Raw genomic sequence first — 26,014 nt, forward strand, 5'->3', positions numbered from 1 at the left:
AAGAGTCGCCCCTTGGGCGACTCTAATTGGTTAGCTGCCTAGTGCAGATGGAAGATGTGATCGAAGATAAACATGAGGGCGGCTCCGACGAAGACGAGCAATGCCATGCGGACCCCGGGTTCGTGATTGACCTCGGGCATGATGTCGCTGGCTGCGACGTAGATGGTGACGCCGGCGGAGATGGGCAGTCCAATATCGACGGCATGACGAGTGAGCGTCATGAGAAGTACGCCAGCAAACGTGGCGACGCCGAGCATGGCCGATGCTCCCCATGATTTGAAGCGGCTGCGGCCACTGGCCAGCATGACAGATGAGATAGTGAAGCCTTCCGGAATCTTGTGCAGGAAGACGGCGAGGAAAACGATCCAGCCGAGCCGGTTGGAAACCAGGAAGCCAGACGCGATGGCGATCCCGTCAAAGAACGTGTGAATGAGAAGTCCGGTGAGTACGGATATGCTGCGGTTCGTGTGTTCGAACTCGTGATGGTGCGTCTCTTCGCCAAAGTGGAAATGCGGCGTGACGGTGTGCTCGAAGAAGTGGATTAGAAGATATCCGCAGAGAACAATGAACCCTGCGCCAGGGCCGCGAAGCTGGATGCTGGCGGGAACCATCTCGACGAGGGCGGTGGAGAGCATGAATCCGGCACCGAGCGCCATGAAGTACTTGAGATAGCGCTTCTCCCAATTCCGCTGGACAGGGATGAGACCGCCGAATGTGTTGGCAAGAGCGGCGGTGAGGCCGAGGGTTAGGCTTAGGAGAGTGACGTTCAAGAAGTTCTCAGTTCTCGGTTCTCAGTTCTCAGTTGGATTGCTGAGTAGAGTCCGTTCAGTAATCGGCCGACTTCTGCGGTCTTTCGCGACAGCTTGTGCATTTCGTCTTCAGGAACATAACCCAATTCGGCGCGGAGTAACAATTGGGTTTCAACTTCGGCCAGCGACCCGCGAGCATTGCTTAGAAATCTCAGGAACTCTTGTTGGGAGTACCTGGCCTGACCTTCGGCTATTTTGCTCGGAATCGAACGATAACTCGTTCCCATGATCACCTTCAGCGAAACACTAAATCAGAGGCATTAGATTTTGAACTGAGAACTGAGAACTCCTTATAGAGACAATTTGGAACTACCCGCTGTGCCGAATATGCAGGATGTCGCCGTCCTGCACGATGTAGTCCTTTCCTTCGAGGCGAAGTTTGCCGGCGGCGCGGGCGGCGGCCTCGGAACCGAGTTCGAGCAGCGTGTCCCAGTGAATGGTTTCGGCGCGGATGAAGTGATGTTCAAGGTCGGTGTGGATCGCTCCGGCAGCGTTGACAGCCTTCGAGCCGCGCTCGACCGTCCAGGCGCGGCACTCGTCCTCGCCGACAGTGAAAAACGAAATCAGGCCGAGCAGGCTGTACGTCGTGCGGATAAGGCGCGTAAGGCCGCTCTCGTGCAGTCCGTAACTGGAAAGGAATTCGGCAGCGTCTTCGTCGGCCATGTCGGCGAGTTCGGCTTCTACCTTGCCGCAAATGGCGGTGGCGCCGGTGTTCGGCTTGCCGGTTAGTTCGGTCAGTTTGTAGCGCTCGGCGGCGGCTTCGAGATCTTTGCCGAGCGTTGTGCTTTCGTTCACGTTGAGCACGTAGAGCATCGGCTTTTCGCTGAGGAACATGAAGCCGCGCACAATCTTCTTTTCATCTTTCGACATTTCCATTTCGCGCAGCGGTCGGTCAGTTTCGAGGTGGGCCTTGGCACGGAGAAGGAGTTCGTGTTCCTTTTCGATCTCGGGAGATTTCTTTTTCTTGAGGTCTTTTTCGACGCGCTCGAGCCGGCTTTCGATCTGGATGAGGTCGCTGACGATGAGGTCGGCTTCGACGTTGCGGGCATCGCGCAGGGGATCGATGGCGCCGACATGCGGGATGGAATCGTTTTCAAACGCGCGGAGAACGTGAGCGAGGGCATCGACATTGCGCAAGTTGGAAAGGAACGCGGTCTCTTTAAGCGCTTCCTGGCCAATGGCCGCAACGTCGGCGTATTCGACTTGGGCGTGGACGAGTTTGCGCGGATTGAACAGCTTGGCGAGTCGGTCGAGACGGTCATCTGGAACAGTTGCGACACCGATATGAGCCTCGCGCGGGTTTGCGAACGTGCGGTTGGAAATGTCCGCCTTGGTGAGAATCTTGAACAGAGATGTTTTGCCGACCTGCGGGAGGCCTATGATTCCAGTTTTCATATGAAAGTCCGTGGCTGGTTGTTGCTGGCCTGTTATTGGTGATTCGGAACAGGAACGGCCGGTTGTGGCAGCGACCGGCCACCAGTCACCATCCACCGCTCTTATGATAAACGCCGCGCGGTGAGAAGCAATACTCCGACGCCAAGAAAGAGGATGCTGCCGCCGAGACTGGTGGACCAGCGGTGCAGGTGATCGAATTCGACGCGGCGGGCGTCGGTGAGCGGAACGTTGTCGATGACGCCCATGCTAGTGCGCAGGGCGGCCATCTTCGAGGCGACGCCGAACTGGGCGATCAGAGTAAGGACAAGCATTATGTAGATGAGAACGTGGCTGGCGGCCAAGGACTGCGTCGAACCGGTCTTCAGCTTCTGGAGAATCATGGAGACGATGACGAAGACTACGCCGCAGGCCAGGCCCATAAGGTGCAGGATGCCGAGGGAGCGGTTGACGACGTTTCCGGCGAGATCGCGGGTCGGAAGAATGCCAGGATGAAAGACCGTCGGGGCCACGACGAAGGCGAAGAAGATAAGGCCGCCGAGCCAGATCACCAAGGCGAGGAGCATCAGGAAGCGCAGTGTGAGTTGCACAGGATAAGGATATCGGAAAAGCAACCGAAGAACTGATGATGGGACCGAATAACACACTGGTTGCGGAGAAGAGGGTACGCCAGCCCTAACATCGCGTATCCTGATTGCGAGTCGTGAAATATCCCTTCAATGTCATTGTGCTTGGCGCCGGGGCTGCGGGACTGATGTGCGCCATAGAGGCAGGGAAGCGCGGGCGGAGAGTGGCGGTCCTCGATCACGCCGACCGCATCGGGAAGAAGATCCTGATCTCCGGCGGCGGACGATGCAATTTCACGAACGTTCATTGTCGGGCGGAGAATTTCCTGTCGGCGAATCCTCACTTCTGCAAGTCGGCGCTGGCGCGGTATACACCTCTGGATTTCATCGCCCTGGTCGAGAAGTACCGGATTCCTTATCACGAGAAGACGCTTGGGCAACTGTTCTGTGACCGTTCGGCGCAGGACATCTTGAACATGCTGCAAGAGGAGTGTCGACGATCGGGTGTGAAGATTTTGTCGAATACGCGAGTGTCGGAGATCACGCGACCCGGCGGATTCGCGTTGCGGACGGGCGAGGATGAATATCATGCCGAGGCGCTGGTGATCGCGACTGGAGGACTGTCCATTCCGAAGATGGGAGCTACGGCGTTCGGGTACGAAGTGGCGCGGAAGTTTGGATTGAAGATCGTCGAGTGCAGGCCGGGGCTGGTGCCGCTGACATTCGATGCGGACGATCGGAAAAAGTATGGCGATCTGGCGGGTGTGTCGGCGGAGGTGGTTGCGTCAATGGACCATCAGGAATTTCGCGAAAAGATGCTGATCACACATCGCGGGTTGAGCGGGCCAGCGATTTTGCAGATTTCATCCTATTGGAGAGCTGGCAAGAAGATCGCGCTCGATCTGGCGCCGGGGCGAAATCTCACGGAGAGGATGCTGAAGTCGAGTTCGGGGCGCGACCTGAACTCGGCGAAGGCGGCTTTTCATGCGACCTTGCCGGTACGCTTCACGGAGCGGTGGCTGGAGCACAACGCACCGGCGCGGTGGACGAATCACGAGATCATGGAACTCGAGCGGAGAGCGCATCGCTGGGAAGTGACTCCTGCGGGAACCGAAGGGTATGAGAAGGCCGAGGTCACCGCAGGCGGCGTCGACACGGAGGAACTCTCGGCGAAAACCATGGAGTCGAAGAAAGTTCCAGGGCTCTACTTCATTGGAGAAGTGGTTGACGTGACCGGACAACTCGGCGGGTTCAATTTCCAGTGGGCGTGGGCGTCAGGATACTCGGCGGGGCAGGCAGCGTGAAATGGTGTCCAGTAGGCAATAGCCTGCAGCCAGTGAGAGCAGGTTAGGATCGATCATAGCCCTGTCGACGGGTGGTGTTGTCCGGCCTGACATCGTTCGGCTTCGGCCGGGCACAAGGCAGGGGAAACGATAAAAACCTGCGCCATCACCCGTCTTCCGTTTCGATGCGGTTTCCAGGCAATGGGGCTGCGTTTCGGGCGGTGTCAAATCGATTGCTTGTGACTGAAATCACTCGTCCGGTGGGCATCCCCAACCTACAATTAAAGAGCGCATTATGCACGAGTTGAGCATTGCATCCTCGGTGCTGGAGGCGGTCGCGAAGGAAGCGGAAAAGCGACCGAATACGCGCTTTTTGAAAGTTGGATTGCGGATCGGGGAATTAGCGGCGGTGGATCGCGATGCGCTCAGCTTCGGCTGGGAAGTGCTGACGAAGGACACGGAATGGCAGGGCTTGGAATTGGAGATTGAGTCGATCCCGCGGCGACAACGGTGCACGGTTTGCGGGCATGAGTTCGCGGCACCGGATTTTATGACCGCGTGCCCGAAGTGTACTGAGTTGATGACGATCACGATCGCGGGGGACGAATTGGACATTGCCTATCTCGAGGTGGAAGAGCCATGAGCCAGATTGCGGTGGAGAAGAAGGTCCTGAATGAAAACCAGATCGTGGCGCAGAAGCTGCGCGACACGTACCGCGAGCATGGCATCTTCTGCTTCAATATCATCAGCGCGCCGGGCTCGGGGAAAACGTCGCTGCTGGAGCGCACGCTGGAGCGGCTGCCGAAGGGCTCACGGGTAGCGGTGCTCACAGGCGACCTGCAGACAGAGAACGACGCAACGCGGCTGGCGCGGTTCGGCTTTCCCGTGCGACAGATCATCACCGGCGGAACCTGTCACCTGGATGCTCGCATGGTGGAGAGGCACCTCGCGGAATGGGACATGGCGAACCTGGACACGCTCATCATCGAGAATGTCGGAAATTTAGTTTGCCCGACGAGCTACGACCTGGGTGAGGCGTTCAAGATCGTGATGCTCAGCGTCACCGAGGGCGAGGACAAGCCGTTGAAATATCCGTCGATCTTTTTCAAATCGGAGTTGATGATCCTCAACAAAATCGACCTGCTGCCGTACGTGCCGTTCGATGCCGATAAGGCGAAGGAGAATGCACGCAAGGTGCATCCGGGAATGGAGATCATCGATGTGTCGTGCACGACGGGGGCGGGGCTGGATACTTGGATGAAGTGGTTGGAAGGTAAGCGAGAAAGCCTGGTTCGAGCTTAGTCGTTCTTGGTTTTGAGGTATCCTTCTTTGGATCGACTCGAAGACCGAAGAACGAGGAACGAAGAACCTTTATGTACTATCTGCTTAAGACCGAACCTTCCGTCTATTCCTTTACCGATCTTCAGAAAGAAAAAGAGACCATCTGGGATGGGGTGACGAATCCCATGGCGGTAAAGAATCTGCGCGAGATGCAGAAAGGCGCGAAACTCGTCATTTATCACACTGGCGACGAAAAGCGCGCAGTGGGCACGGCCACCGTGGTCAGCGTCGATGCGACGGACGTGAAAGTGCCGAAGGTGGTGATCAAAGTCGGGCACGCGCTGAAGACCACGCCGACACTCGCCGAATTAAAAGCTAACAAGGAATTCGCTGGATCGCTGCTGGCGAGGAATGGGCGGCTGTCGGTGGTGCCGCTTACGGAGAAACAGTGGCGGATCATTGCTGGGGAGGAGTAGCAATTCTCTCTCAAAGCGGAAACCGATCGAGATACTTGTTCGCCAATCGGCGTATCCACGTCTTGTCTGATTTCTGTAAGGGACGCACATCGCTCGCGAATCCCGGTGCTTTCATCTTCAATAGTGTATGGAGAACCTGCCCATCAACATCGACATCGGAGAGCATGGGAACTAGTCCTGCCGCATACTGCCGAGCGGACGTGTATCCCATTGCTATGATGAATGACTGGCGTCCGCGCCGCAGGTTTCTGCAACACGCGACCTCAGCCAGCTTTCCGAAAATCTCTGGTTTTCGCAGCTTTGGGTTCTTCACTAACGCTTGCCGAATTCCCTCCCCAATCGGCCACACGTTCCACTCGAATTCGTACCACGCCGGTGCGCCCGACGAATCTTTGGATGGGGGCGGCGTCGGCGGGAGCAAGGCTCAGAGCTCGACCACATTCCGCAGTGATTTCTTCGGCACTCTCGGGAACAGGATCTCGCATCGGCAGGCAGATTAACACTTCATGTCTCAGCGGAAAACAAAACAAGAAATCACGCTAAGCTTGCAGTAATCGATTTAAACCTAGAAACTAACCCTGTGTTCCACCTTCGAGATTATCAAAGCAAAGATTTGGAAAAACTTTACCGGCTCGATCAGGAATGTTTCGAGGCGGGAATATCGTACTCACGGGCGGAACTGAGTAGTTTCATTCATCGGCGCGGGTCGTTCTGTTTGGTCGCGGAACTGGAGCAGGAGTGGAACTCCGACAGCGCAAATGCGACGCCGGCGCAGACGAGCAAACCTCCGCTGAAGTTTGAGCCGGGCACGATCGCCGGTTTCGTTGTTGCGGAGCTTCATCCGAAGGGATATGGGCACATCATCACGATCGATGTGCGGCAGGAGTTTCGGCGGATGGAGCTTGGATCGAAGCTGCTGGAAGCGGCCGAGGAGGCACTCCGCAAGCGGAATGGGTTCATGGTCGTGCTCGAGGTGGCCGTCAATAATCGTGCGGCGATTACGTTTTACAAGCGGCACAAGTACAACGTCGCGAGGACGATTCCGCGTTATTACAAAGATGAACTCGATGCGTTTTTTATGACGAAGAGGTTGTAGGCACGAGGTTCGAACTGCGAGATATTAGGACGTAAAGCAGGTACGGGGTTCCCGGTAGCGGAGCTCGGAACTGCAGAAAAACCCCGCACTTCGGAAGGTGCGGGGTTACTTTCGAGCGCGGCTCGTGCGAACTCTTTGCTAGGCCGCGTCGTCCTTCTTGTCCTCGTTCACTTTCTTGTCGAGGTCGCGAACGGCCTTGCGACCGGCGTCTTTCGCCTTTCCGATGGCGTTCTGGGTTTTGCCTTCAGCCTGGTCCAGTGCGCCTTCCGCCTGGGTCTGTTCGTCGCCAGTCCACTCGCCGGCTTGCCGCTTAATGCGGCCTTTCACGTCTTTCAGTTTTCCTTCCACACGATCTTTGTCCATCGGGCCTCCTACTTTCTTGCTGTGTGTAGTTCAATATCTGGTTCGAATCACTTTAGCGTTCACACTGCGGTGCGCCGGCCGCTGATCAACTGGAAGATCAGGGCAATGATCGCGAGCACCAGCAGAATGTGAATAAAACCGCCTAACGTGTAGCTGCTCACAACTCCGACCAGCCACAGGACTAGCAGAATCACAAAGATTGTCCAAAGCATGCTTCCTCACCCCTAAATTGAGATGGCTGGATGTTGGGTGCAGGATGCAGCGGGTGAGGTTGGACGAAATCGCAAGCTGCTGGGCAAGAGGAACATGCGATCGCAGGCAACCCGGGAGATCGAGCTATCGGGCCGAGGGCCACCAAGCGATCGGCAATGAGAGACGAGATAATCTTCAGATTTTTCGATCGCCCGATCGCTCGATTACTAGAACCGCAACACCAGTCCCACTTGCGGCACGACGTTATGTTGTCGTCCGCTGAGGCCGTTCGCCAAGCCGAGGTCGGGCAGGCCGGAGTAAAAGTCGCGGACCTCGGCGCGGGCACTCACGAATGGAGCGATCTTCCAGTCCAAACCGCCGCCGACATCAAACACAGGTTTAGTGGAGGTCTGGTCGGACTGGGTGTCATTTGCGGAACTGTGGTAGCGCGCAACTCCGACACCGCCAGCCAGCCACGGCGAAATAGGGAATCCGGGGGCAAACTTTACCTTGAGTCCGGGCGTGATGAACAGGGAAGAGTATGTTGTTCGGAAAGGTAGCTTCATCACGCTTTGAGGCGCACCGACGACGGGGACTTCCCAATATAACGAGATGAAGGGAACGCCAATGATGCGGTGGGCGAAGTTGCCGCCGACCGCCCAACTGGCGCCGGAATTGAAATCGGAGTTGTTTGGGAACTGGCCGCCGGCCGTGACGGCGAGTTCGTTGCTCTGGGCCAGGGCGGAGAGCGAAAGGAAAAGGCAGGTTGCGCCGATAAGGAGACAGGGCTTTCGTAAGGACATGGAGTGCTCCTCGCCTCTCCGATGCGGTTCGGGAGAGGCCGCGTTGCGATATGAGCTAACAGCGTTCGATTTTATGGCCTCTAATCATTGCCCCCGGGCGTCTGGTTCATTAGAATGCGCCGGGCCCGAAAATCGGTCTTCCAGGCACCCCTTAGCGAGAGCACAGGCACTATGGATCGCATCCTTGATGGACAGGAAATATTGGCTAAGCTTCTCAATTGTCAGGACTTTTTACCTGCTCTGCAACTTTCTATCCGCAGCTTCATCTAAAGTTGAGTAAGATACACTCAAGGAGTCATATGGCTGATCAGACCCGCAATATTGAACGTACCGAACCCGAGTTTCGGGACGATTCTTTGGAGGCGCGGACCCTGCCGGTCCTTCCGGTGCGGGATACGGTGTTGTTTCCACACGCCGTTCTTCCTCTAACGGTTGGCCGGGAGAGCTCCGTGCAGTTAATCAATTCCCTGGGAGAGGACAAGACGATTGTCGTGGTGGCGCAGCGCGAGGCACGCGTGGATTCGCCGCAGCCGACCGATCTCTACACCATGGGAACGCTGGCGACCGTACACAAGGTCGTCAAGATGCCCAACCAGAGCCTGTTCGTATTTGCCGAGGGTCTGGAGCGAGTTCGCATTGACCAATACAGTCAACTCACTCCTTACATGAAAGCCACCGTGAGCACGGTGGGAGAGATTGAGCCGCCGCGGAACGCCGAAATCGAGGCGCTCCACCGCAATATTTTGACCCTCTTCCAGCAGATCGTGACCGGATCGCCGACACTGAGCGACGAGCTTTCGACGGTCGCGATGAACATTGAAGAGCCTGGCCGGCTGGTGGATTTCATTGCCAGTTCACTGCCTTCGCTCGCCACCCGCGACAAGCAGGACGTGCTGGAGACGGCGGACGTGCGTGTCCGGCTCGACAAGATCAACAATCATCTGGCTAAGGAACTTGAAGTCCAGCAGCTTCGCAACAAGATTCAGAGCGAAGTGCAGGACCGTGTGCAGCAGACGCAACGCGAGTACTACCTGCGCGAGCAGATGAAGGCCATCCAAAAGGAGCTGGGTGAGCAGGACGAAACCGCGCGCGACGTCGACGAGTTCAAGGAGAAGATCGAGCAGTCGGGCATGCCGGAAGAGGTAAAAAAGGAAGCCAACAAGGAATTGGCGCGCTTGGCGCGTATGTCGCCAATGGCGGCCGACTATTCCGTCACTCGGAACTACCTCGAATGGCTTGTCATTCTGCCGTGGACGAAGTCGAGCGGCGGCGATGTGGATATCAATAAGGCCAAGCAGGTGCTCGACGAAGACCACTACGATCTGCAGAAGGTAAAGGACCGCATTCTCGACTACCTGTCGGTTCGTCGGCTGAACCCGAAGATGAAGGGACCGATCCTCTGTTTCTTCGGACCCCCGGGAGTGGGCAAGACATCGCTCGGAAAGTCGATTGCGCGAGCGTTAGGACGCAAGTTCTACCGGCTCTCGCTTGGTGGCGTGCATGACGAAGCTGAAATCCGCGGACACCGCCGGACGTACATCGGTGCGCTGCCTGGACAGATCATCCAGGGCATTCGGCGCGCAGAGACAAACGACCCGGTGTTCATGCTCGACGAGATCGATAAGGTCGGGCGAGACTTCCGCGGCGATCCGACGTCAGCACTGCTCGAGGCGCTCGATCCGGAACAGAACTTCTCGTTCCGCGACAACTATCTCGATGTACCGTTCGATTTGAGCAAGGTCCTGTTCATCACCACGGCCAACCAGTTGGATACCATTCCGGATCCGCTGCGCGACCGCATGGAAATCATCGACCTGCACGGATACACGGAAGAGGACAAGGTGCACATCACCTTCCAGTACCTCATCCGTCGGCAGACCGATGAAAACGGATTGAACCAGGATCAGATCGAGTTCACGGATGACGCAGTTCACTTCATCATCCGGCACTACACGCGGGAAGCAGGCGTACGAAGCCTGGAACGGCAGATTGGAACGATCTGCCGCAAACAGGCGCGGCGCATCGCGGAGGGCAAGACCGAGAAATTGGTCGTGAGCCGCGAAGTGGTGCAACAGATGTTGGGTGGCATCAAGATCCGCGTCGATTCGGAAATCGCCGAGCGCACCAAGAACCCGGGTGTCATAGTTGGACTCGCGTGGACGCCCACTGGCGGCGACATCCTCTTCGTGGAAGCGAAGAAGATGAAGGGCAAAGGTGATTTCAAAATCACCGGCCAGATTCAGGACGTGATGCGCGAATCGATGCAGGCTGCTTTGAGCTGGGTACGTTCGAATGCAGAACGGCTCGGCATCGATGAGGATTTCCTCAACAAGTACGACCTGCACATCCACGTTCCGGCGGGCGCCATCCCGAAGGATGGTCCTTCGGCGGGCGTGACAATCGCGACGGCGCTGGTTTCCATGCTGACGGATCGAAAGGTACGTCCGCTGCTGGCCATGACCGGCGAGATCACGCTGAGCGGTAATGTGCTGCCGATCGGTGGCGTGAAGGAGAAGTTCCTGGCTGCGAAGCGCGTCGGCGTGAAAGACGTCATCTTCCCGGCGGACAACGAACAGAACGTTAAGGAAGACCTCACGCCGGAACAACTCGATGGCGTGAACCTGCACTTCGTAAACACCATCGACGAGGTGCTGGCGCTGGCGATTCCTTCCAGTCCTGCAGAGGAAAAGAAGGACGACCAGGTTAGGGAAGTACTAACCGGAGCCAAGTAAAGGCAAAGGCAAAACGGCAAAACTTAGGGCCGCCAAGTGCGCGGCCCTCTTTTGTTCTATTCATCGAGCAAGATTATTGGCACCGATCCGTGGGTTCTCCCGGATAGTTCCCCTGCACGCACGGCACCGCGCTCAGGTACTCGTAGATGGCGCGGAGGTCGTGGTCGGTCAGCTCGCTGAAGGCAGGCCATGGCATGATCTGCAAAAGAGATCCGTCGAATGGCGGTGGAATGCAGCTCGAGTTGGGCGCTCCACTGCAAGTTGGATGGAGATTGTCAGGATCTTTCCCTGTTCGCATAATAGAGACGAATTCTTCGAAACTCGTACCGCCTTCGGGCAAGCCTGTTTTATCAGGTGTCAGGTTGCGGGAGATGATGGGAGCGGCGCCGGGAACCAGGGTGAAGACGCGGCCGCCGCCCAGATAAGTATTCGGGTTCACCATCTCCTGCTGGCCAAAGTAAGGATTGTGTCCGGGCGCAAACTGGGTCTGCGGTCCGGCGCTGTGGCAACCATTGCAGTCGCCAATAACATTCACCAGGTAACTTCCCAGTCCGACCAGCGCAGGATTCTTTCCTTTCATGTTTAGCGGAACAGGTGCAGCTGAGAATCCGGCCTGAATCCTGGAGTCTGTGATTTCATTCTGGCCGCCTTGCGCCTTTGGCGCGAAGAGAGACGCAGTCGCGAGTATAAGACCGCCCAAGGCGATCCCGCCGATGATCTTCAATATCCACCGTTGAGACATATTCCTCTCCTTATTTGATATACCAATGCGCGGATTGCGACTTGCCGGATTGAAATGAACTGCGTTGTGAACGCATGCCACGGGAGAGGGGCTTTGTGCCGCACACATTATTGCGGCAGGCGTATGAGGGCAATGGCAATTCAGTGCAGTGCGACTACGTCGTAAGGTGCACTGCTGCCTTACATCGAAAGGTGTAGGCAGCTTTTCCGAGGATCGTACCTACCGCCTTCCTGGACTAGTCTGCTCCTGTGGCGGCGTGCAGTGGTTTCGCGTTAGCCTCGTACCAAGGTGGCAGCAATTTGAGCAGGACAGCAAGGATGATCAGCGGCAAGACCATCAGTCCTACTGCGATCAATAATCCTTCGCGCGAGATCAGATCGAGTTTGTAAGTCGTGTAGCCGAGGAAGCTCTTCGAGAAGAGTTGGCCGCCAATAACGACGTTCCAACGCATCGCGAAAATACCAATGAGAGTAAGCGATGCTGAGATCGCGTAGATGACGCGGCGCGCCTTCTCGGGCACTTTGAAGAATTGGAGCAAACCAATGGCGACGATGGGCACGATCGTTCCCAGCGAAATCTGCAGAACGATCTGCGAGAAGTAGAGTTTGGTGTGCACCATGAAGTCGAGGCTGCGGAAGGATTCGTCGGCTTCATAGATACGTTGAATCAGGTCGACCATTTCAAGCGTGAAGTCGATTAAGAACATGTAGAGCAGGTATTGCGCGATGGTATCGACACAGCGCATGTCGATGATCTTTTTGCGCAATTGTGATGTCGCCATGTAGATGAGCAGGACAACGGCGATGCCTGAGACCATTGCGGAGAACAGAAACACCACGGGCATCAAAGGCGTCGACCACCATGGGTTCGCCTTGATGGAACCGAAGATGAACCCGACATACCCGTGCAAGAGGAAAGCCGAGGGAATACCGATCAGGGTGACGATATAGCCGACGCGGTCATCGATTCGCAGGGCAGCTTCACTAATATTGGTCGAACCGAGCGTAAGAACGCGATATACGAGCTTTTTCCATCCGGTAGACGATTGAGCCAGCAGGACAATATCTTTGCGGAAATCGAGCCATATCTCCAACACCAAAACAGCCATCAAGTACCAGAGATAGACGAAGCCGAACATCGCCATCGCCGAGCTACGGTGTGGTGTCAGGTACATCTCCAGCGACCGCTCGGGGTGGCCAAGGTGCAGTTGCAACGGCATCGGCGCGACCAACAGGAACGCCAGCGCAGTCAGCAACGCCAGGCGGTAAGTTGGTTTGACTGCCTCGACGTGGAAGATACGCTCGAGCGATGCCAGGATAAATGCGCCAGCGACCAGTCCGGTGATATACGGATAGACAACGATGAGGATGCTCCACTGGAGTTCAACTTCGTTGGGATACATGTAACCTTGAACAGGCATTTCTGCACTCCCCCTAGCGGACCGAGCCGTCCAGGTCGTTGTAGTAGACCTTAGCGCCAGTGGCGAGATACGGCTTCAGCACCTGCACGGCGTGAGTCTTCAGGAATTCGTGGATCGGATCTTTGGGATTCTTCAAGTCAAACAACTGGCGCGCACCCGTTGGACAGTTCTCGCAGCAGGCTGTCGTCAGCCCTTTCGTGATGCGGTGATAACAGAGCGTGCATTTCTGGGCCGTGTGCGTGGTCGGATCGAGGAAACGGCAGCCATACGGACATGCCTGGATGCAGTATCGGCAGCCGAGGCAGTACTTGCTGTCGACAAGCACGACCCCTTCAGGGGAAACGAAGGTTGCGCCGACGGGGCAGACCTGTGTGCAGGGAGAATCGGCGCAGTGATTGCATAGCTTCGGGACGAAGAAGTTCTTCCCGCCGGTTTCGGTGCTGGGTGGGAAGCCGTTCTTGCCGCCGTCGGGCGAGTCGACCTTGGGGTTCTCCATGTGCCAGTCGGCGACGTGGTAACGCTCCACCCAGGTGCGGAAGTACTCATCGGGCACATCGTTTTCGGTGGCGCAGGCGCGCACACAATTCCCGCAGCCAATGCACTTCTCGATATCGACCAGCATGCCGTACCAGTGCTCGCCCTTCTCATAATTGGGAGATTCCGCGGGAGTACCCGCAGACACGTATTTCCAAGCGACAGCCGCGGCCGGAAGGAGAACCAGGAAGTGACGACGCGTGATCATGCCTTTTTCTCCTTCGGCGCCAGCAGAGGACTGTGCGGCTGATGACAGGTGTCGCACTTGATATCGCCCATGTGATCCTTGGTCACCACCTGGGGAAATCCCGCAGGCTTTGCGATGTTGGCCTCGTGGCAGCGCGGACACAGCGACAGTGGCTCGGGAAGTTGAGGAACGACATCGCCCGGGTCGGCGGCATGCTTCGCCAGCGCGCCGTGACAGGCTTCGCAGTTAACGCCTGCATGCTTGCCGGTTTTCTTTAGTTCCATAACATCGGAGTGACAATCTTCGCAGGCTTGGTGTCCCGCAAACCTCGGCTCGCGTTCCGCAATCTCTTTCAATGCGTTGCCGCGATAGTGGCCGTATTGTCCGAAACTCTTGGGAACGAAGTGTGCCCGGAGGATGAGGAAGACGATAATGCCAACAGCGAAGACAGCTGCGAGCCGCAGTAGATGCTCGACGTCTTTGAATTTACCCACGGTTCGATCCATGAGGTGCCCCATACTCGCAGGGCAGCCTCGGGCCTGATTGCGTGGTTCATGTGAATACTTCATCTTTGGGCAAGGACTCGGTGATTTCTGTCACTAAGTGACGTGATGCTCGTCAAAAACGGTGCAGAGGAGCCCTGAATTAAGAGTGCAGACCACCTCTAGGCTATATTTATGGAATGCGCGTGCGCGTCGTTTATCTCGGGATTCTGAAGGACCATGCTGGCAAGCCGATGGAGTCGCTTGAGCTGACGAACGGCGCGCGCGTTTCCGACCTGTGGCGACAGTTGACGGAAAAGTATCCGAAGTTCTCGGCCTTTACGAACTCGGCTGCGGTTGCCGTGAACCAGGAATACGCGCCGCCCAACACGGAATTAAAAGACGGATTCGAGATCGCTTTGTTGCCGCCGGTTTCGGGTGGCGTCGCCGAGGGCACTGAGCGGGAAACTCCTTACGTGCGAATCGTTCATGACCGCATCGTGCCGCACGACATCATTCCTCCGCTTGAGTGCCCCGAGGACGGAGCTATCGTGATCTTCGACGGCGTCGTCCGAAATCACTCGCGCGGAAGGCCGACCCGTTATCTCGAATACGAAGCCTACGAGGAAATGGCTCTGAAGAAGATCCAAGAGCTGGTGGTGGAGGCGCTGGAGAAGTTTCCCATACGCAACGTTGCGCTGGTACACAGGCTCGGACACCTGGAGATCGGGGAGTCGAGCGTGCTGATCGCAGTCTTCTCGGCGCATCGCGCAGCCGCTTTTGATGCCTGCCGCTGGCTGATCGACACGCTGAAGAAGACGGTTCCTATCTATAAGAAGGAGTATTTCGAGGATGGGGCGGTGTGGGCGGACGGGGAACCGTTTCCAGAGGATTGGGTTGTTGGTAATTTGTGATTTGTAATTGGTAATTGAGCCTGTACTCGCCGCACGAAGGTGACGGCACTCCGCTTTTTTGCAATCGTCGTGAAATTACAAATTGCAAATTACCCAATTACTCAATCTCTCGCATCTTATAATCAACTCACATGCGCATTCTGGGATTGGCGGTACTTTTATTTCTGGCCACCGTGGTCATGGCGCAGGACACTGATCCTGCGAGCCAGGTGTCAGCGCCGCCGGTTCAGCAGAGGCAGTCGCATCCCGTTCCTCGCCCGCCGCAAAAGCCCGCACAAGACGATGCGCAGGCTACTGACGATCAAGCGGCCGCTACCTTCAAGGTGAACGTAAAACTGGTCAACGTGTTTACAACGGTTACGGACGCGAATGGCGCACCAATCGGCGGATTAGACAAAAAGGACTTCAAAGTTTTCGAGGATGGCGTGCCGCAAAAGATCGCCGTCTTTGCCCGCGAATCGGCGCTGCCGCTGTCGGTTATTCTCGCGATCGACGCTTCTTTGAGTACGCGCAAGGATTTGCCATTAGAGATCGAATCCGCGAAACGGTTTTCGCGTGCCATCTTGCGTCCGCAGGACGGACTCTCGGTCATGCAGTTCAGCGAGATTGTTAAAGAGGTGGTGCCGTTCACGAACAATTTGCGGCAAATCGATCAGGGAGTGAGCCACATTCAGACCGGCGCTGCCACAGCGCTTTATGATGCGATCTACCTCGGATCATCGGCGCTACAAAGGCGTCATGGCCGCAAGGTAATGGTGCTCATCACCGATGGCGGCGACACCATGAGCCAGACGAGCTATCAGGAGGCGCTGCGCGCAGCACAGATTTCGGAGACGATTCTGTATGCCATCATCATGGTGCCCATCGAGGCCAGTGCCGGCCGTGACCTTGGTGGCGAGCACGCTCTTATTCAGATGACTCACGACACCGGTGGCAAGTACTACTACGCCACCTCCATCCAGCAACTTGACAATGCGTTCCGTCAGATCAGTGAAGAGCTCCGAACGCAGTACCTGCTAGCCTACTACCCGCCAAAGAAATCTTATGAGGATTTTCGTCGGATCAAAGTTGAGGTGGATCCGGCCGCGGCCAATCTACCACTGGGAACCGAAATCCATGTCGCGCACCGGACGGGATACTACACGAGCAGCATCGAGTGAACACTGCAATCACTATCAACTACTCAGCATTCCGTGGGAATGAATGTAGCGCTTCTGTGTGCTCAAACTACTCACCCAGAGACGCCTCTTTCCGCATAAAGCAGAGTGGCGCCATTCATGATCTACAAAATTTTAAATTTCCCGGACCGTTCTCTTCGGAAAATCGAAGAAACGGGAACTACGGATTCGGTTGTACTGAACTGAAGTACTTGTATTCATTGAACTTGCAAGCAACGGTGCCTTTGGCCAGAGGAATGCAATAACTAGTGCGTCCCGAGGTCGGGGTCTCCGGATGAATGGGGACGGTGGCTTCGGCCTCGGGATAATCAAGATCTGAGAGACCGGCGCCAAGCCGGCAGTTTTTCTCTTTTGCGCCGTCCATCCGGACGGCCATTCTCCACCGCTTCTCCCAACTGTTATTCCGTTGAAGGTTCTCTGCTTGAAAGGGCTGTGTAAGTAGGGCCGTACCCACGTTTGGTGACCCACCCGCCTGCAAGCTGTTCCGACTTGCGCCGTTTCCACCCACGAAGCCGTCATGAGGTTCCTGCATCGGAGATGACGCTCAAGTGAGCGCAATCGGATCCGATGGAAACCCTCTGTTGAAGTTCGAGAAAACCGTGATCGGCGCCGAAGCGCCAGCAAACATGCCGGGCAACCCGCCCCCGATCACGAGAACGGCTCTAAGTGGGCCCTTCGGAGGTATGCATGTTGTTCCGCCGAACTTTCTTTGTTGCATTGGCATTGGTTCTATTCACCGCCATGCAACTGAACGCACAATCAATTACCCAGGGGAACGTCCGGGGAACGGTGACGGATCCCACCGGCGCAGTGGTTCCGGGCGCCAAGGTGACCTTGAAGAATATTTCTACCGGGGCTGCGCAGACTCGCACGACCAATGGGTCTGGATTCTATGAATTTGCCCTTCTGCCGCCGGGAACATACTCGGTGGCGGTGAGCGCTCCGAACTACGCGGCCGCAACCCAAACTGTTTCAGTAGCCGTTGGGCAAGTCTCGACCAATAACGTAAAACTTGCGGTGGCCGCGAGTTCGCAAACGGTAGAAGTGGTTGCGAACGGCTCGGTTTTGCAGGCGAACCCGCAAGTTTCGACCACCATGTCGCAGCAGCAGATTGAATACGTGCCGAACGGTGCTGGCGATTTGAGCTACGTGGCCCAGACCGCGCCTGGCGCGAGTATGAACACGCAGGGCGGGTACGGTAACTTCTCGACCTTCGGGCTTGGCGGCACTACCAACAATTTCACCGTGAACAGCGCACCGGAAAACGATCCCTTCCTGGGCCTGAATAACTCTGGCGCAACCAATGTCTTGCTGGGACAAAACGATGTGGGCGAAGCGACTGTAGTCAACAACGGTTACTCTGGCCAGTACTTCAGCTCCGGCGCGAACGTGAACTACGTTTCGAAATCCGGCACTAACAACTTCCATGGCAACGCGATCTGGTACTGGAATGGTCGCGCTATGAATGCCAACAATTACTTCAATAAACAAAACTCTCCGGCGACACCCCGTGGATTCGTGAACGACAACCAGTGGGCGGCTTCGGTGGGAGGTCCCATCAAGAAGAACAAATCGTTCTTCTTCGTGGATACCGAAGGCCTGCGCGTGATGGTTCCGGTTTCGAGAACCATCAACCTGCCGACTCCGGCATTTCAGAATGCGGTGCTGGCGAACGTGGGAACAATGCAGCCGAGCGAGGTGCCTCTGTACCAGAACATGTTCAACTTCTGGAACGGCGCTCCCGGCGCGGCAAGTGCCACGAATTCACTCCCGGGTGGTGGTTGCCAGGACTTCACAAACCCAAATTTCGGAGCGTCGAATCCGTGTGCGCTGCAATTGCACTCCACGGTGAGCACCCTGACCCACGAGTGGCTGCTTACGGGTCGCTTCGACCAGAACTTCAGCGACAACGACAAGATGTTCATTCACTACCGGACCGATCATGGCCTCCAGGCTACTTACACCGATCCGCTCAATCCCATCTTCAACGCAACCAGCAATCAACCGCAGGACGAAGGCCAGGTGCAATGGACGCACACGGCAGGTGCGAACATCGTGAATTCGTTCACCGTCAACGGTAGCCACTATTCGACGCTCTTCGGTTATCCGAATCAGTCTGCAACCCTGGCTGCGCAACCGGTGGAGGTGTCATTTGCCGGCGGCGCGCTGTACGGAATTGGCCATGACTACAACGTCTTCCCCCAAGGTCGAAACGTCACCCAGTACGGTTTTGTTGACGACATGAACTGGACCCTCGGGCGCAACTCTGTGAAATTCGGCGGGAACTTCTCGCGTTACGACATCTCCGATTTCGACCCCGGCATAGGCTCTATCCCGGCCGTTGTCGGCGAAACCATGACCGACTTCTACAATGGGATGGCCTCGAACTTCAGCCAGAGCTTCCCAGAGCGTCTGTCTCAACCGGTTGCCTTGTGGAACCTCGGCTTCTACGGCGAGGATCGCATCCACATGCGTCATAACCTCGACCTGACGCTGACTCTCCGTACCGATTACAACTCCAACCCGGTATGCCAGACCAACTGCTTTAACCGGTTCGGCAACAACTTCGTGAACATTGACCACAACGTGAACACACCTTACAACCAGTCGATACTCACCGGCCAGCACCAGGCCCTGCCGGGTTCATACCATCCTTGGACCTTCCAACCTCGGTTCGGCTTCAGCTGGCAGCCATTGAACAATACGGTGGTGAGCGGCGGAATCGGCTTGTTCTCCAGCATTATCCCGGCGTTTTACGTGGATAGCCTGATGAACAACCTGCCGGGCGATCCCAGCTTTACCTTCTCGGGGGTTCCATTCGGACCGGCCACAGCGGGTAACGGTCAAAGCACAGCAGCGGCGGCCGCTGCGGCACTCAAGAGCGGATTCGCGAACGGAGCAACGCTAGCGAGTCTCACTACCGGTGTTCCGGGCTTCGGCGCGCCCAACTTCTTCAATGCCGCGAACGATATACATGTTCCACGCACGCAAGAGTGGAATCTGCAGATCGAGCGCAGCTTTGGAGCTAAGACCGCGTTGACCCTGCAATATGTCGGCAACCACGGCATCTGGCAGCAGATCAACAACGATGGCATCAACGCCTACAGCCCCACTCCATTCGTCGGACTTCCATCGGCGCCGATGGATCCGCGATTCCTGCAGATCACCGAGGCGTCGACCGGCTACAACTCGAATTACAACGGTATGGTGGTTTCGTTCCTGCGGCGCCTATCGGCCTTGCAGTTCCAGTTGAACTACACCTGGAGCCACGCGATGGATTACGTCTCCAACGGCGGGCAGCAGTTGCCGTTCAACTTCAACACCAACCTGAGCATTACGAATCCGCAGAATCCGTTCAACGTTTTCCAGAACATGTACGGAAACGCGGATTACGACGTGCGCCACAACTTCAGCGGAAACTGGGTCTACAGCTCTCCGGTGAGACACGGTTGGTTGAGCGCTATCAGCGACTGGACGATTGGTGGAACGGTGTACTGGCACTCGGGTCTGCCCTTCACAGTCGTCGATAGCGGCACTGGATCCGCGCTGAATGCCTTTGGCTACGGTGGAGTTCTGGCGGGCGGCGGCGGTCTGGCCACGTTCGCTAATCAGTCCGGCGGCAGCGGGATCACGTGCGGCTCGCAGTACGCTGCACTGAACACCTCGCCCTGCCCGGGCATGGCCAATAACTTCACTCCGGACACGGTTGGGTTCGGCAATCAGCGTCGTAACCAGGTTCGTGGTCCTCGGTTCTTCGACACGGACATGACACTGATGAAGAACTTCCACCTCTCGCCACTGGGAGAAGCGGGCCGAATCAGTTTCGGAATCACTGCTTTCAACGTCTTCAATCACCCCAACTTCGATCAACCGGTGGGAGACGTAGCAGATCCGGCATTTGGGACGATCTTCTCTACCGTCAATCCACCAACCTCGATCTACGGGTCGTTCCTGGGCGCAGACGCTTCGCCGCGCTTGCTCCAGACCCAGATCCGGTTGACGTTCTAAATCGGTTGTTTTCACCTCTGCGGGCGCCTTGTGCGCCCGCAATCTTTTCGCTTCCACCTGCGATCAAACAGTATCAGCAAACGTGTAAAATCAAGCCATGCCTTATCGCACAACTCCTTCTGCCAATCTCACGCATAAAGGGAAGACCCCGCCTCCGGAAGAGACGATGCAGGAAGCTGCTTATCTGAAGATGCTCGGCGAAAAGCAGAAGCCGGTGAGCATCAAGTTACGAGATGGCGAGATCGTGCGCGGCTGGGTCGAATATTACGATCGCAACATGCTTCGCCTGACGCGTGACAATGCACCGAACCTGTTCATCTTCAAGAGCGAGATTCTCTATATTTCAGAAGGCGGCAAAGATGCTCCCCGCCGCGCTCCGCGCCCAAAAGCCTCCACCGGGACGGAAGAGGATCCGGCGGAGTAGATGCCGGCTTCGGTACAAACCGAACTGCTGCCGCGAATGACCGCCATAGCGCGCGAGGCCGGCCATTTATTGATGACCTACTTCGAGCGGCGCATCGGGTTCGAGTACAAGGGCGACGTCGATCTCGTCACCGAGGCGGACCGCGCCAGCGAAAAGCTCATCGTGCAACGCATCCGAGAAGCTTTTCCCTCACATGACATCGTGGGCGAAGAAGGTACGCGCAAAGACAGCGGCAGCGACTTTCGATGGTACGTAGACCCGTTGGATGGAACGACCAATTTCGCTCATGGATTCCCGGTATTCTGCGTTTCACTTGGAGTTGAGTCACGGGGGACGATCGTCGCCGGTGTCCTTTACGATCCCACTCGGGACGAACTGTTCAGCGCTGAAAAGGGCAAAGGCGCGGCTCTGAATGGGCGGGATATCCACGTTTCCAAGACGAAGACGTTAAGCGAGGCGCTGCTTGCGACCGGGTTCCCCAGCCATAAGCGTCATAAGAACCCGAACATCCACTTCTACCATCAGCTAACCTTGCGTTCGCATGGGCTGCGGCGGGCCGGATCGGCAGCTTTGGATCTGGCGAATGTCGCCGCAGGTCGCTACGATGGCTTCTGGGAGTTCAACCTCAACCCTTGGGATACCTCGGCCGGGGTGCTGCTCGTGCAGGAATCTGGTGGCACGGTGACACGATTTGACGGGTCGCCCTGGCGCATCGACAGTTCGGAAACACTGGCGTCGAATACGCTGCTGCACCCTGAATTGATGGAAAACTTTGCAGAGATCTTTGCCGGACGCGGCTTAGACCAGATCCCGTCGCCGGTAGAGTACGCGAAGAGCCGAAGTAAATCCCTCATCACCGACCCATAAAGCCATGGAGAAGTCGATTGGAAGGCCCAATTGGGTCGGCTCTGTGGAAATGCAATCGACAATAGTAACCAGTGGAGTCGGCCACAGTAACCACTTACCCCCACCGTGGAAGGGTTGGCCCTTTCGTACCACGAAAAAGTAGCAATCCTTTATTGCTCAATCGTGTTTTAATGCGTAGTTGAAGGGCGAAACGACCAAAGCGAGGCGCCTGGCAACGTGCGAAACTGCACCGAGGGGAATTGATCCTGCATCCAATGATAGAGGAAGTCATACTCAGAGCGGACGGTCTAAGCAAGGTGTACCGCTCAGGGGACTCCGATCTGGTGCTCTTTGAAAACCTATCCTTCCAAGTGACAAAGGGAGAAATGCTGGCGATTGTCGGAGAATCCGGCTCTGGCAAAAGTACGTTACTTCACCTGCTCGGAGCGCTTGATAGGTCTTCGGGAGGTGAGGTACACTTCGCCAACCTCAGTCTGAATACGCTTTCGGAAGAGGCCGCAGCCGAGTTCCGAAATAAGGAACTCGGGTACGTCTGGCAATTTCATTACTTGCTGCCGGAGTTCACGGCGGTCGAAAATGTAGCTATGCCGCTCCTGCTGAGAGGGGTGGCAACAAGCAAAGCTGAGGCGGAGGCCCGAAAGTGGCTGGCTGAGGTCGGATTGGCGGACCGAGGGCATCACCGTTCGGGAGAACTTTCCGGGGGCGAGCAGCAGAGAGTTTCGCTCGCCAGGGCATTGGTAACGGGACCGCAGGTGTTGATGGCAGATGAGCCGACCGGCGATCTCGACAACCGCACGGCGGAAGCGGTCTTTGAATTGATAGCCAGACTACATCGCGACTACCGGCTGACCTCTCTTATAGTCACACATAACCTTGCGTTCGCGCGCCGCTGCTCGAGAATTTTGGAACTTCGGGCCGGGCGCTTACATGAGTTGCAGCCGGAAGCATTCTCGGGTTAATGCCCGATTTCAAGTTTGCGCTGCCAGGGGCAGCCTCTTGGAGGGATTGGTTGTAATAAGGAGCGTCGTCAGGGCATGGCCGCCGTTAAGGAATTCAGTTCCCGTTCCGGAAGGCGACCTCGGAAGTGGGTGAGGCAGGGAGCAAGGCTTCTGTTCTTGTGAAACTAGTCCCGGAGGATGTAAGTCACGGGACGGAACGGCAGGGACGAGGAGCTCGGAGACACAAATGTTTGAACGGTACACGGAAAAGGCCAGGCGCGTGATCTTCTTCGCGCGGTATGAGGCAAGCCAGTTCGGTTCTCCGTATATAGAAACGGAGCACCTGTTGCTGGGTTTGTTGCGTGAAGATAAGGCTCTTACGAACCGGTTCCTCAGGCAGCATTCGTCGGTTGAATCGATTCGGAAGCAGATTGAAGGTCATACCACGATTCGCGAGAAGGTTTCGACCTCGGTCGACCTCCCGCTGAGCAATGAGTGCAAGCGCGTCCTGGCGTATGCCGCCGAAGAGGCGGAGCGGCTGGGGCACAAGCATATCGGCACCGAACACCTCCTGCTGGGACTGCTGCGGGAAGAGAAGTGCTTCGCCGCGGAGATTCTGCACGAGCGCGGACTGCGTCTTTCGACCGTTCGCGACGAGCTGGCCCGTACAACGCAGGAGAAGGCCCCGCAGCAACAGCAGCGTTCGCGCGAATCTTCCCTGCTGGCGGAGTTCTCGCGCGACCTGACCCAGTCCGCCATGGATAACCAGCTCGACCCGCTGGTCGGGCGCGACCAGGAAGTGGAGCGCGCCATTCAGATCCTCTGCCGTCGCACCAAGAACAACCCGGTGCTGATCGGCGAGCCCGGCGTTGGCAAAACCGCCATCGTGGAAGGCCTGGCGCAGCGCATCGCCGACGGCGATGTACCGTCGTTCCTGTCGGATAAGCGGATTCTTGCGCTAGACCTGTCACTCATCGTGGCCGGGACGAAGTATCGCGGCCAGTTCGAAGAACGGCTGAAGACCATAATGAAGGAGTTGATGGAGTCACAGAACTCCATCATCTTCATCGATGAGTTGCATACATTGGTTGGCGCCGGTTCGGCGGAAGGCTCGCTGGATGCAGCCAACATCCTGAAGCCGGCCCTCTCCCGCGGCGAGATCCAGTGCATCGGCGCGACCACGCCTGGCGAGTATCGCAAGTCGATCGAGAAAGACCGCTCGCTTGAACGCCGCTTCCAGGCCGTCAAGGTGCCGCCGCCGAACGAAGATGACGCGATCAAAGTTCTCTTCGGCATCAAGGACCGGTACGAAAAATTCCACGCCGTGACTTACACGGATGAAGCGATCGAGTTCGCGGTTCGGCATTCCAACCGCTACATTCCGGATCGCTTCCTTCCGGACAAGGCAATTGACCTCGTTGACGAGGCCGGCGCTCGCGTAAAACTGCGCCAGACCGCTCTCCCCGAGGAAATCACCGAAGTTCAGAAGCGGATCAAGTTCATCGTCCATCGCATGGAGAACGCCATCGCGAACCACGAGTTCGAGAAGGCGCGCTTCTACAGCGACGAAGAACGCAAAGAGCGCGAGAACCTGCGCGCTCTTCGCGACAAATATCATCTCGACGAATCCTCGACCGGTGTCGTGAACCGCGAGGACATCGAGGAAGTCGTCAGCCGCTGGACCGGAGTCCCGGTCAACTCGATCAAGGAAGAAGAGACGCAGAAACTGCTGCGGATCGAGGAAGAGCTGCACAAGCGAGTTATCTCGCAGGACAAGGCAATCAGCGCGCTGGCGCGGGCAATTCGCCGCTCGCGCGCGGGCCTCAAATCGCCCAACCGTCCCATCGGATCGTTCCTGTTCCTTGGACCCACAGGCGTCGGCAAAACCGAGGTGGCGAGAACGCTATCGCAGTTCATGTTCGGCAGCGAGAAGTCGCTGGTGCGCTTCGACATGTCGGAGTACATGGAGAAGCACAGCGTCAGCAAGCTGATCGGCTCGCCTCCGGGATACGTCGGGTACGAAGAAGGTGGCCAGTTGACTGAACGCGTGAAGCGAGCGCCTTATTCGGTCGTCCTGCTGGACGAAATTGAGAAGGCGCACCCGGACGTCTTCAACATCCTGTTGCAGGTGTTTGAAGACGGCCAGCTCACGGACGGCCTCGGCAACACGGTCGACTTCAAGAACGTAATCCTGATCATGACGTCGAACATCGGCGCGCGTCACCTGATGAAGCGCACCGGGCTCGGCTTCCAATCAGATCACGAAGACACGGTGAGCGAGAAGGTTGAAGAGATGGTGAAGCAGGAAGTGAAAAAAGTCTTCAACCCTGAATTCCTGAACCGTCTGGACGAAGTGATTCTGTTCCAGGCACTGACGGAGCAGGACCTCATCCACATCGTGGAACTGATGGTCACGCAGCTCAACCAGAACCTGTCGCAGCGCTCCATCACCATCCAGGTGACGGAGGACGCCCGCAAGTGGATCCTGGCCAAAACCGCCAGCGATCGCAGCTACGGTGCTCGTCCGTTGCGCCGCGCGTTACAGAAGTACATCGAGGACCCGCTCTCCGAAGCGCTCATCCAGGGCGCCATCAAGACGCGGCCGGCCTTCCTTGAGGTCTACCTCGAGAATAACCAGCTCTTCTACCGCCCAGTCGGAGAAGAGACAACAGAAGGAGTCCTGCTGTACAGTTAGTTTGGGTGCCCCATCCTAGCCTCTGTTGCTAGGGTGGGCTTGGTTCCGACAAACGCGAGCCCCCGGCGAAAGCTGGGGGCTTTACTTTTGCGCCAGCATTACCCACTTCAGTGCCATTTGTTTCCGGTGCAATGTACCGCCGTTACCCAAATCTGAGTTACCAAGAGGCACCTTTGTGCAGCAACTCACATCCGGGAGCAGGGTTAAACTCTGACGGCCACTTCCTGAGGAGGAACAACCAATGAAACTGAAGTTATTCCTGGCAGTTGTGGCCCTTTCCAGCTTTGCGTTTGCGCAGCATGGCGGGGGACGTCCCGCAGGCGCTGGTGCTGGAACGGGCGGAATGGGCATGGGAAGCAGCATGGGGCATGGCAGTGCGATGGGCTCCGGTATGGGCTCGGACATGGGCGGGGGCATGAATTCGCGCGGCGCGAATGGGTCAACCATGGGCATGAGCCATGGCAACGTATCCATGGCGAACGCTTCCGGCAAAACCGCTTCGGACCTTCTGACCCAGAACACAAAGCTCTCCAGCAATCTGGAGAAGCTGTTGCCGCAGGGTATGACCGCTCAGGATGCGTGCTCAGGGTTTAAGAACTTGGGACAGTGTGTCGCCGCGATTCACGTTTCGC

Annotated in this window: 27 protein-coding genes; 14 read left to right on the forward strand and 13 right to left on the reverse strand. The window is 56.8% G+C overall.

The window, feature by feature from the left end:
• Window positions 1–38: 38 nt before the first annotated feature.
• From ROO76_13350 to ROO76_13365, 4 genes are all read right to left on the reverse strand, one after another.
• Complete coding sequence (locus ROO76_13350) at window positions 39–770, reverse strand: ZIP family metal transporter (GenBank protein MDT8069145.1); 732 nt, start codon at window positions 768–770, stop codon at window positions 39–41.
• A complete protein-coding gene (locus ROO76_13355; protein ID MDT8069146.1) occupies window positions 767–1,036 on the reverse strand; it encodes a four helix bundle protein in 270 nt (89 codons plus the stop codon). The genes ROO76_13350 and ROO76_13355 overlap by 4 nt, the downstream gene beginning before the upstream one ends.
• Window positions 1,037–1,118: 82 nt before the next feature.
• Window positions 1,119–2,204 carry a redox-regulated ATPase YchF gene (gene ychF / locus ROO76_13360; GenBank protein MDT8069147.1) on the reverse strand — a complete coding sequence of 362 codons (1,086 nt, stop codon included), beginning with the start codon at window positions 2,202–2,204 and terminating at the stop codon, window positions 1,119–1,121.
• 101 nt (window positions 2,205–2,305) lie between these two features.
• Complete coding sequence (locus ROO76_13365) at window positions 2,306–2,791, reverse strand: DUF4149 domain-containing protein (protein ID MDT8069148.1); 486 nt, start codon at window positions 2,789–2,791, stop codon at window positions 2,306–2,308.
• 104 nt (window positions 2,792–2,895) lie between these two features.
• Between ROO76_13365 and ROO76_13370 the strand changes: the two genes are divergently transcribed.
• The 4 genes from ROO76_13370 (at window position 2,896) to ROO76_13385 (ending at window position 5,807) form a co-directional block, all read left to right on the forward strand.
• On the forward strand, window positions 2,896–4,071 hold the full coding sequence (locus ROO76_13370) for an NAD(P)/FAD-dependent oxidoreductase (GenBank protein ID MDT8069149.1): 1,176 nt from the start codon (window positions 2,896–2,898) through the stop codon (window positions 4,069–4,071).
• Between the two features lie 274 nt (window positions 4,072–4,345).
• Window positions 4,346–4,693: a hydrogenase maturation nickel metallochaperone HypA gene (locus ROO76_13375; protein ID MDT8069150.1), complete on the forward strand. Its 348-nt coding sequence runs from the start codon at window positions 4,346–4,348 to the stop codon at window positions 4,691–4,693.
• Entirely contained in the window at window positions 4,690–5,352 is a 663-nt protein-coding gene (hypB, locus tag ROO76_13380; GenBank protein MDT8069151.1) for a hydrogenase nickel incorporation protein HypB, read from the forward strand. The genes ROO76_13375 and hypB overlap by 4 nt, the downstream gene beginning before the upstream one ends.
• A 71-nt stretch (window positions 5,353–5,423) precedes the next feature.
• Window positions 5,424–5,807 (forward strand): EVE domain-containing protein, encoded by a 384-nt coding sequence (locus ROO76_13385; protein ID MDT8069152.1) that lies wholly within the window; start codon window positions 5,424–5,426, stop codon window positions 5,805–5,807.
• Between the two features lie 10 nt (window positions 5,808–5,817).
• Here the strand turns inward: ROO76_13385 and ROO76_13390 are convergent, their stop codons facing one another.
• Entirely contained in the window at window positions 5,818–6,120 is a 303-nt protein-coding gene (locus ROO76_13390; GenBank protein MDT8069153.1) for a hypothetical protein, read from the reverse strand.
• A 300-nt stretch (window positions 6,121–6,420) separates the two neighbouring features.
• On the opposite strand from ROO76_13390, the gene ROO76_13395 reads away from it, so the two are divergent.
• Window positions 6,421–6,903: an N-acetyltransferase gene (locus ROO76_13395; GenBank protein MDT8069154.1), complete on the forward strand. Its 483-nt coding sequence runs from the start codon at window positions 6,421–6,423 to the stop codon at window positions 6,901–6,903.
• 138 nt (window positions 6,904–7,041) lie between these two features.
• On the opposite strand, the gene ROO76_13400 is transcribed toward ROO76_13395, so the two are convergent.
• The 3 genes from ROO76_13400 to ROO76_13410 form a co-directional block, all read right to left on the reverse strand.
• On the reverse strand, window positions 7,042–7,266 hold the full coding sequence (locus ROO76_13400; GenBank protein MDT8069155.1) for a CsbD family protein: 225 nt from the start codon (window positions 7,264–7,266) through the stop codon (window positions 7,042–7,044).
• A 59-nt stretch (window positions 7,267–7,325) separates the two neighbouring features.
• A complete protein-coding gene (locus tag ROO76_13405; protein ID MDT8069156.1) occupies window positions 7,326–7,478 on the reverse strand; it encodes a lmo0937 family membrane protein in 153 nt (50 codons plus the stop codon).
• 207 nt (window positions 7,479–7,685) lie between these two features.
• Window positions 7,686–8,261, reverse strand: a complete 576-nt coding sequence (locus ROO76_13410) for a hypothetical protein (protein MDT8069157.1) — start codon at window positions 8,259–8,261, stop codon at window positions 7,686–7,688.
• A gap of 299 nt (window positions 8,262–8,560) precedes the next feature.
• Between ROO76_13410 and lon the strand changes: the two genes are divergently transcribed.
• Window positions 8,561–10,993: an endopeptidase La gene (gene lon / locus ROO76_13415; GenBank protein ID MDT8069158.1), complete on the forward strand. Its 2,433-nt coding sequence runs from the start codon at window positions 8,561–8,563 to the stop codon at window positions 10,991–10,993.
• A gap of 73 nt (window positions 10,994–11,066) precedes the next feature.
• On the opposite strand, the gene ROO76_13420 is transcribed toward lon, so the two are convergent.
• The 4 genes from ROO76_13420 to ROO76_13435 all read right to left on the reverse strand — a co-directional run bounded on the left by ROO76_13420 (window position 11,067) and on the right by ROO76_13435 (window position 14,382).
• Window positions 11,067–11,735, reverse strand: coding sequence for a cytochrome C (locus tag ROO76_13420; protein ID MDT8069159.1), 669 nt, complete (start codon window positions 11,733–11,735; stop codon window positions 11,067–11,069).
• A gap of 235 nt (window positions 11,736–11,970) precedes the next feature.
• The gene (nrfD, locus tag ROO76_13425) at window positions 11,971–13,155 is read right to left on the reverse strand and encodes an NrfD/PsrC family molybdoenzyme membrane anchor subunit (GenBank protein ID MDT8069160.1); all 1,185 of its coding nucleotides are present in this window, start codon (window positions 13,153–13,155) and stop codon (window positions 11,971–11,973) included.
• 13 nt (window positions 13,156–13,168) lie between these two features.
• Window positions 13,169–13,897 (reverse strand): 4Fe-4S dicluster domain-containing protein, encoded by a 729-nt coding sequence (locus ROO76_13430; protein MDT8069161.1) that lies wholly within the window; start codon window positions 13,895–13,897, stop codon window positions 13,169–13,171.
• A complete protein-coding gene (locus tag ROO76_13435; GenBank protein ID MDT8069162.1) occupies window positions 13,894–14,382 on the reverse strand; it encodes a multiheme c-type cytochrome in 489 nt (162 codons plus the stop codon). Before ROO76_13435 ends, ROO76_13430 begins: the two co-directional genes overlap by 4 nt.
• A 176-nt stretch (window positions 14,383–14,558) precedes the next feature.
• Here ROO76_13435 and ROO76_13440 point away from each other — a divergent pair, with 176 nt between their 5' ends.
• Together ROO76_13440 and ROO76_13445 are read left to right on the forward strand one after the other, a co-directional pair.
• Entirely contained in the window at window positions 14,559–15,272 is a 714-nt protein-coding gene (locus ROO76_13440) for a MoaD family protein (GenBank protein MDT8069163.1), read from the forward strand.
• A gap of 131 nt (window positions 15,273–15,403) precedes the next feature.
• Window positions 15,404–16,432 (forward strand): VWA domain-containing protein, encoded by a 1,029-nt coding sequence (locus ROO76_13445; GenBank protein ID MDT8069164.1) that lies wholly within the window; start codon window positions 15,404–15,406, stop codon window positions 16,430–16,432.
• Window positions 16,433–16,610: 178 nt separating this feature from the next.
• Here the strand turns inward: ROO76_13445 and ROO76_13450 are convergent, their stop codons facing one another.
• Complete coding sequence (locus tag ROO76_13450) at window positions 16,611–16,826, reverse strand: hypothetical protein (GenBank protein ID MDT8069165.1); 216 nt, start codon at window positions 16,824–16,826, stop codon at window positions 16,611–16,613.
• A gap of 311 nt (window positions 16,827–17,137) precedes the next feature.
• Between ROO76_13450 and ROO76_13455 the strand changes: the two genes are divergently transcribed.
• The 6 genes from ROO76_13455 to ROO76_13480 form a co-directional block, all read left to right on the forward strand.
• Window positions 17,138–20,458 carry a carboxypeptidase-like regulatory domain-containing protein gene (locus ROO76_13455; protein ID MDT8069166.1) on the forward strand — a complete coding sequence of 1,107 codons (3,321 nt, stop codon included), beginning with the start codon at window positions 17,138–17,140 and terminating at the stop codon, window positions 20,456–20,458.
• 97 nt (window positions 20,459–20,555) lie between these two features.
• Entirely contained in the window at window positions 20,556–20,882 is a 327-nt protein-coding gene (locus tag ROO76_13460; GenBank protein ID MDT8069167.1) for a Sm ribonucleo-like protein, read from the forward strand.
• Window positions 20,883–21,749: an inositol monophosphatase family protein gene (locus ROO76_13465; GenBank protein MDT8069168.1), complete on the forward strand. Its 867-nt coding sequence runs from the start codon at window positions 20,883–20,885 to the stop codon at window positions 21,747–21,749.
• Between the two features lie 254 nt (window positions 21,750–22,003).
• Window positions 22,004–22,708: an ABC transporter ATP-binding protein gene (locus ROO76_13470; GenBank protein ID MDT8069169.1), complete on the forward strand. Its 705-nt coding sequence runs from the start codon at window positions 22,004–22,006 to the stop codon at window positions 22,706–22,708.
• 226 nt (window positions 22,709–22,934) lie between these two features.
• Window positions 22,935–25,382 carry an ATP-dependent Clp protease ATP-binding subunit gene (locus ROO76_13475; GenBank protein MDT8069170.1) on the forward strand — a complete coding sequence of 816 codons (2,448 nt, stop codon included), beginning with the start codon at window positions 22,935–22,937 and terminating at the stop codon, window positions 25,380–25,382.
• Window positions 25,383–25,623: 241 nt separating this feature from the next.
• On the forward strand, window positions 25,624–26,014 hold a 391-nt coding region (locus ROO76_13480), incomplete at its 3' end, for a hypothetical protein (GenBank protein ID MDT8069171.1).

This window comes from Terriglobia bacterium, assembly GCA_032252755.1.
Lineage (GTDB): Bacteria > Acidobacteriota > Terriglobia > Terriglobales > Acidobacteriaceae > JAVUPY01.

What these genes read in the sequence shown, in the direction of transcription:
- ROO76_13355 (MDT8069146.1), bottom strand. Translation starts at nt 1,036, where the DNA reads ATGGGAACGAGTTATCGTTCGATTCCGAGCAAAATAGCCGAAGGTCAG.
- ychF (MDT8069147.1), bottom strand. Translation starts at nt 2,204, where the DNA reads ATGAAAACTGGAATCATAGGCCTCCCGCAGGTCGGCAAAACATCTCTG.
- ROO76_13375 (MDT8069150.1), top strand. Translation starts at nt 4,346, where the DNA reads ATGCACGAGTTGAGCATTGCATCCTCGGTGCTGGAGGCGGTCGCGAAG.
- hypB (MDT8069151.1), top strand. Translation starts at nt 4,690, where the DNA reads ATGAGCCAGATTGCGGTGGAGAAGAAGGTCCTGAATGAAAACCAGATC.
- ROO76_13385 (MDT8069152.1), top strand. Translation starts at nt 5,424, where the DNA reads ATGTACTATCTGCTTAAGACCGAACCTTCCGTCTATTCCTTTACCGAT.
- ROO76_13400 (MDT8069155.1), bottom strand. Translation starts at nt 7,266, where the DNA reads ATGGACAAAGATCGTGTGGAAGGAAAACTGAAAGACGTGAAAGGCCGC.
- ROO76_13405 (MDT8069156.1), bottom strand. Translation starts at nt 7,478, where the DNA reads ATGCTTTGGACAATCTTTGTGATTCTGCTAGTCCTGTGGCTGGTCGGA.
- ROO76_13410 (MDT8069157.1), bottom strand. Translation starts at nt 8,261, where the DNA reads ATGTCCTTACGAAAGCCCTGTCTCCTTATCGGCGCAACCTGCCTTTTC.
- lon (MDT8069158.1), top strand. Translation starts at nt 8,561, where the DNA reads ATGGCTGATCAGACCCGCAATATTGAACGTACCGAACCCGAGTTTCGG.
- ROO76_13420 (MDT8069159.1), bottom strand. Translation starts at nt 11,735, where the DNA reads ATGTCTCAACGGTGGATATTGAAGATCATCGGCGGGATCGCCTTGGGC.
- nrfD (MDT8069160.1), bottom strand. Translation starts at nt 13,155, where the DNA reads ATGCCTGTTCAAGGTTACATGTATCCCAACGAAGTTGAACTCCAGTGG.
- ROO76_13430 (MDT8069161.1), bottom strand. Translation starts at nt 13,897, where the DNA reads ATGATCACGCGTCGTCACTTCCTGGTTCTCCTTCCGGCCGCGGCTGTC.
- ROO76_13435 (MDT8069162.1), bottom strand. Translation starts at nt 14,382, where the DNA reads ATGGATCGAACCGTGGGTAAATTCAAAGACGTCGAGCATCTACTGCGG.
- ROO76_13440 (MDT8069163.1), top strand. Translation starts at nt 14,559, where the DNA reads ATGCGCGTGCGCGTCGTTTATCTCGGGATTCTGAAGGACCATGCTGGC.
- ROO76_13445 (MDT8069164.1), top strand. Translation starts at nt 15,404, where the DNA reads ATGCGCATTCTGGGATTGGCGGTACTTTTATTTCTGGCCACCGTGGTC.
- ROO76_13450 (MDT8069165.1), bottom strand. Translation starts at nt 16,826, where the DNA reads ATGGCCGTCCGGATGGACGGCGCAAAAGAGAAAAACTGCCGGCTTGGC.
- ROO76_13455 (MDT8069166.1), top strand. Translation starts at nt 17,138, where the DNA reads ATGTTGTTCCGCCGAACTTTCTTTGTTGCATTGGCATTGGTTCTATTC.
- ROO76_13460 (MDT8069167.1), top strand. Translation starts at nt 20,556, where the DNA reads ATGCCTTATCGCACAACTCCTTCTGCCAATCTCACGCATAAAGGGAAG.
- ROO76_13465 (MDT8069168.1), top strand. Translation starts at nt 20,883, where the DNA reads ATGCCGGCTTCGGTACAAACCGAACTGCTGCCGCGAATGACCGCCATA.
- ROO76_13470 (MDT8069169.1), top strand. Translation starts at nt 22,004, where the DNA reads ATGATAGAGGAAGTCATACTCAGAGCGGACGGTCTAAGCAAGGTGTAC.
- ROO76_13475 (MDT8069170.1), top strand. Translation starts at nt 22,935, where the DNA reads ATGTTTGAACGGTACACGGAAAAGGCCAGGCGCGTGATCTTCTTCGCG.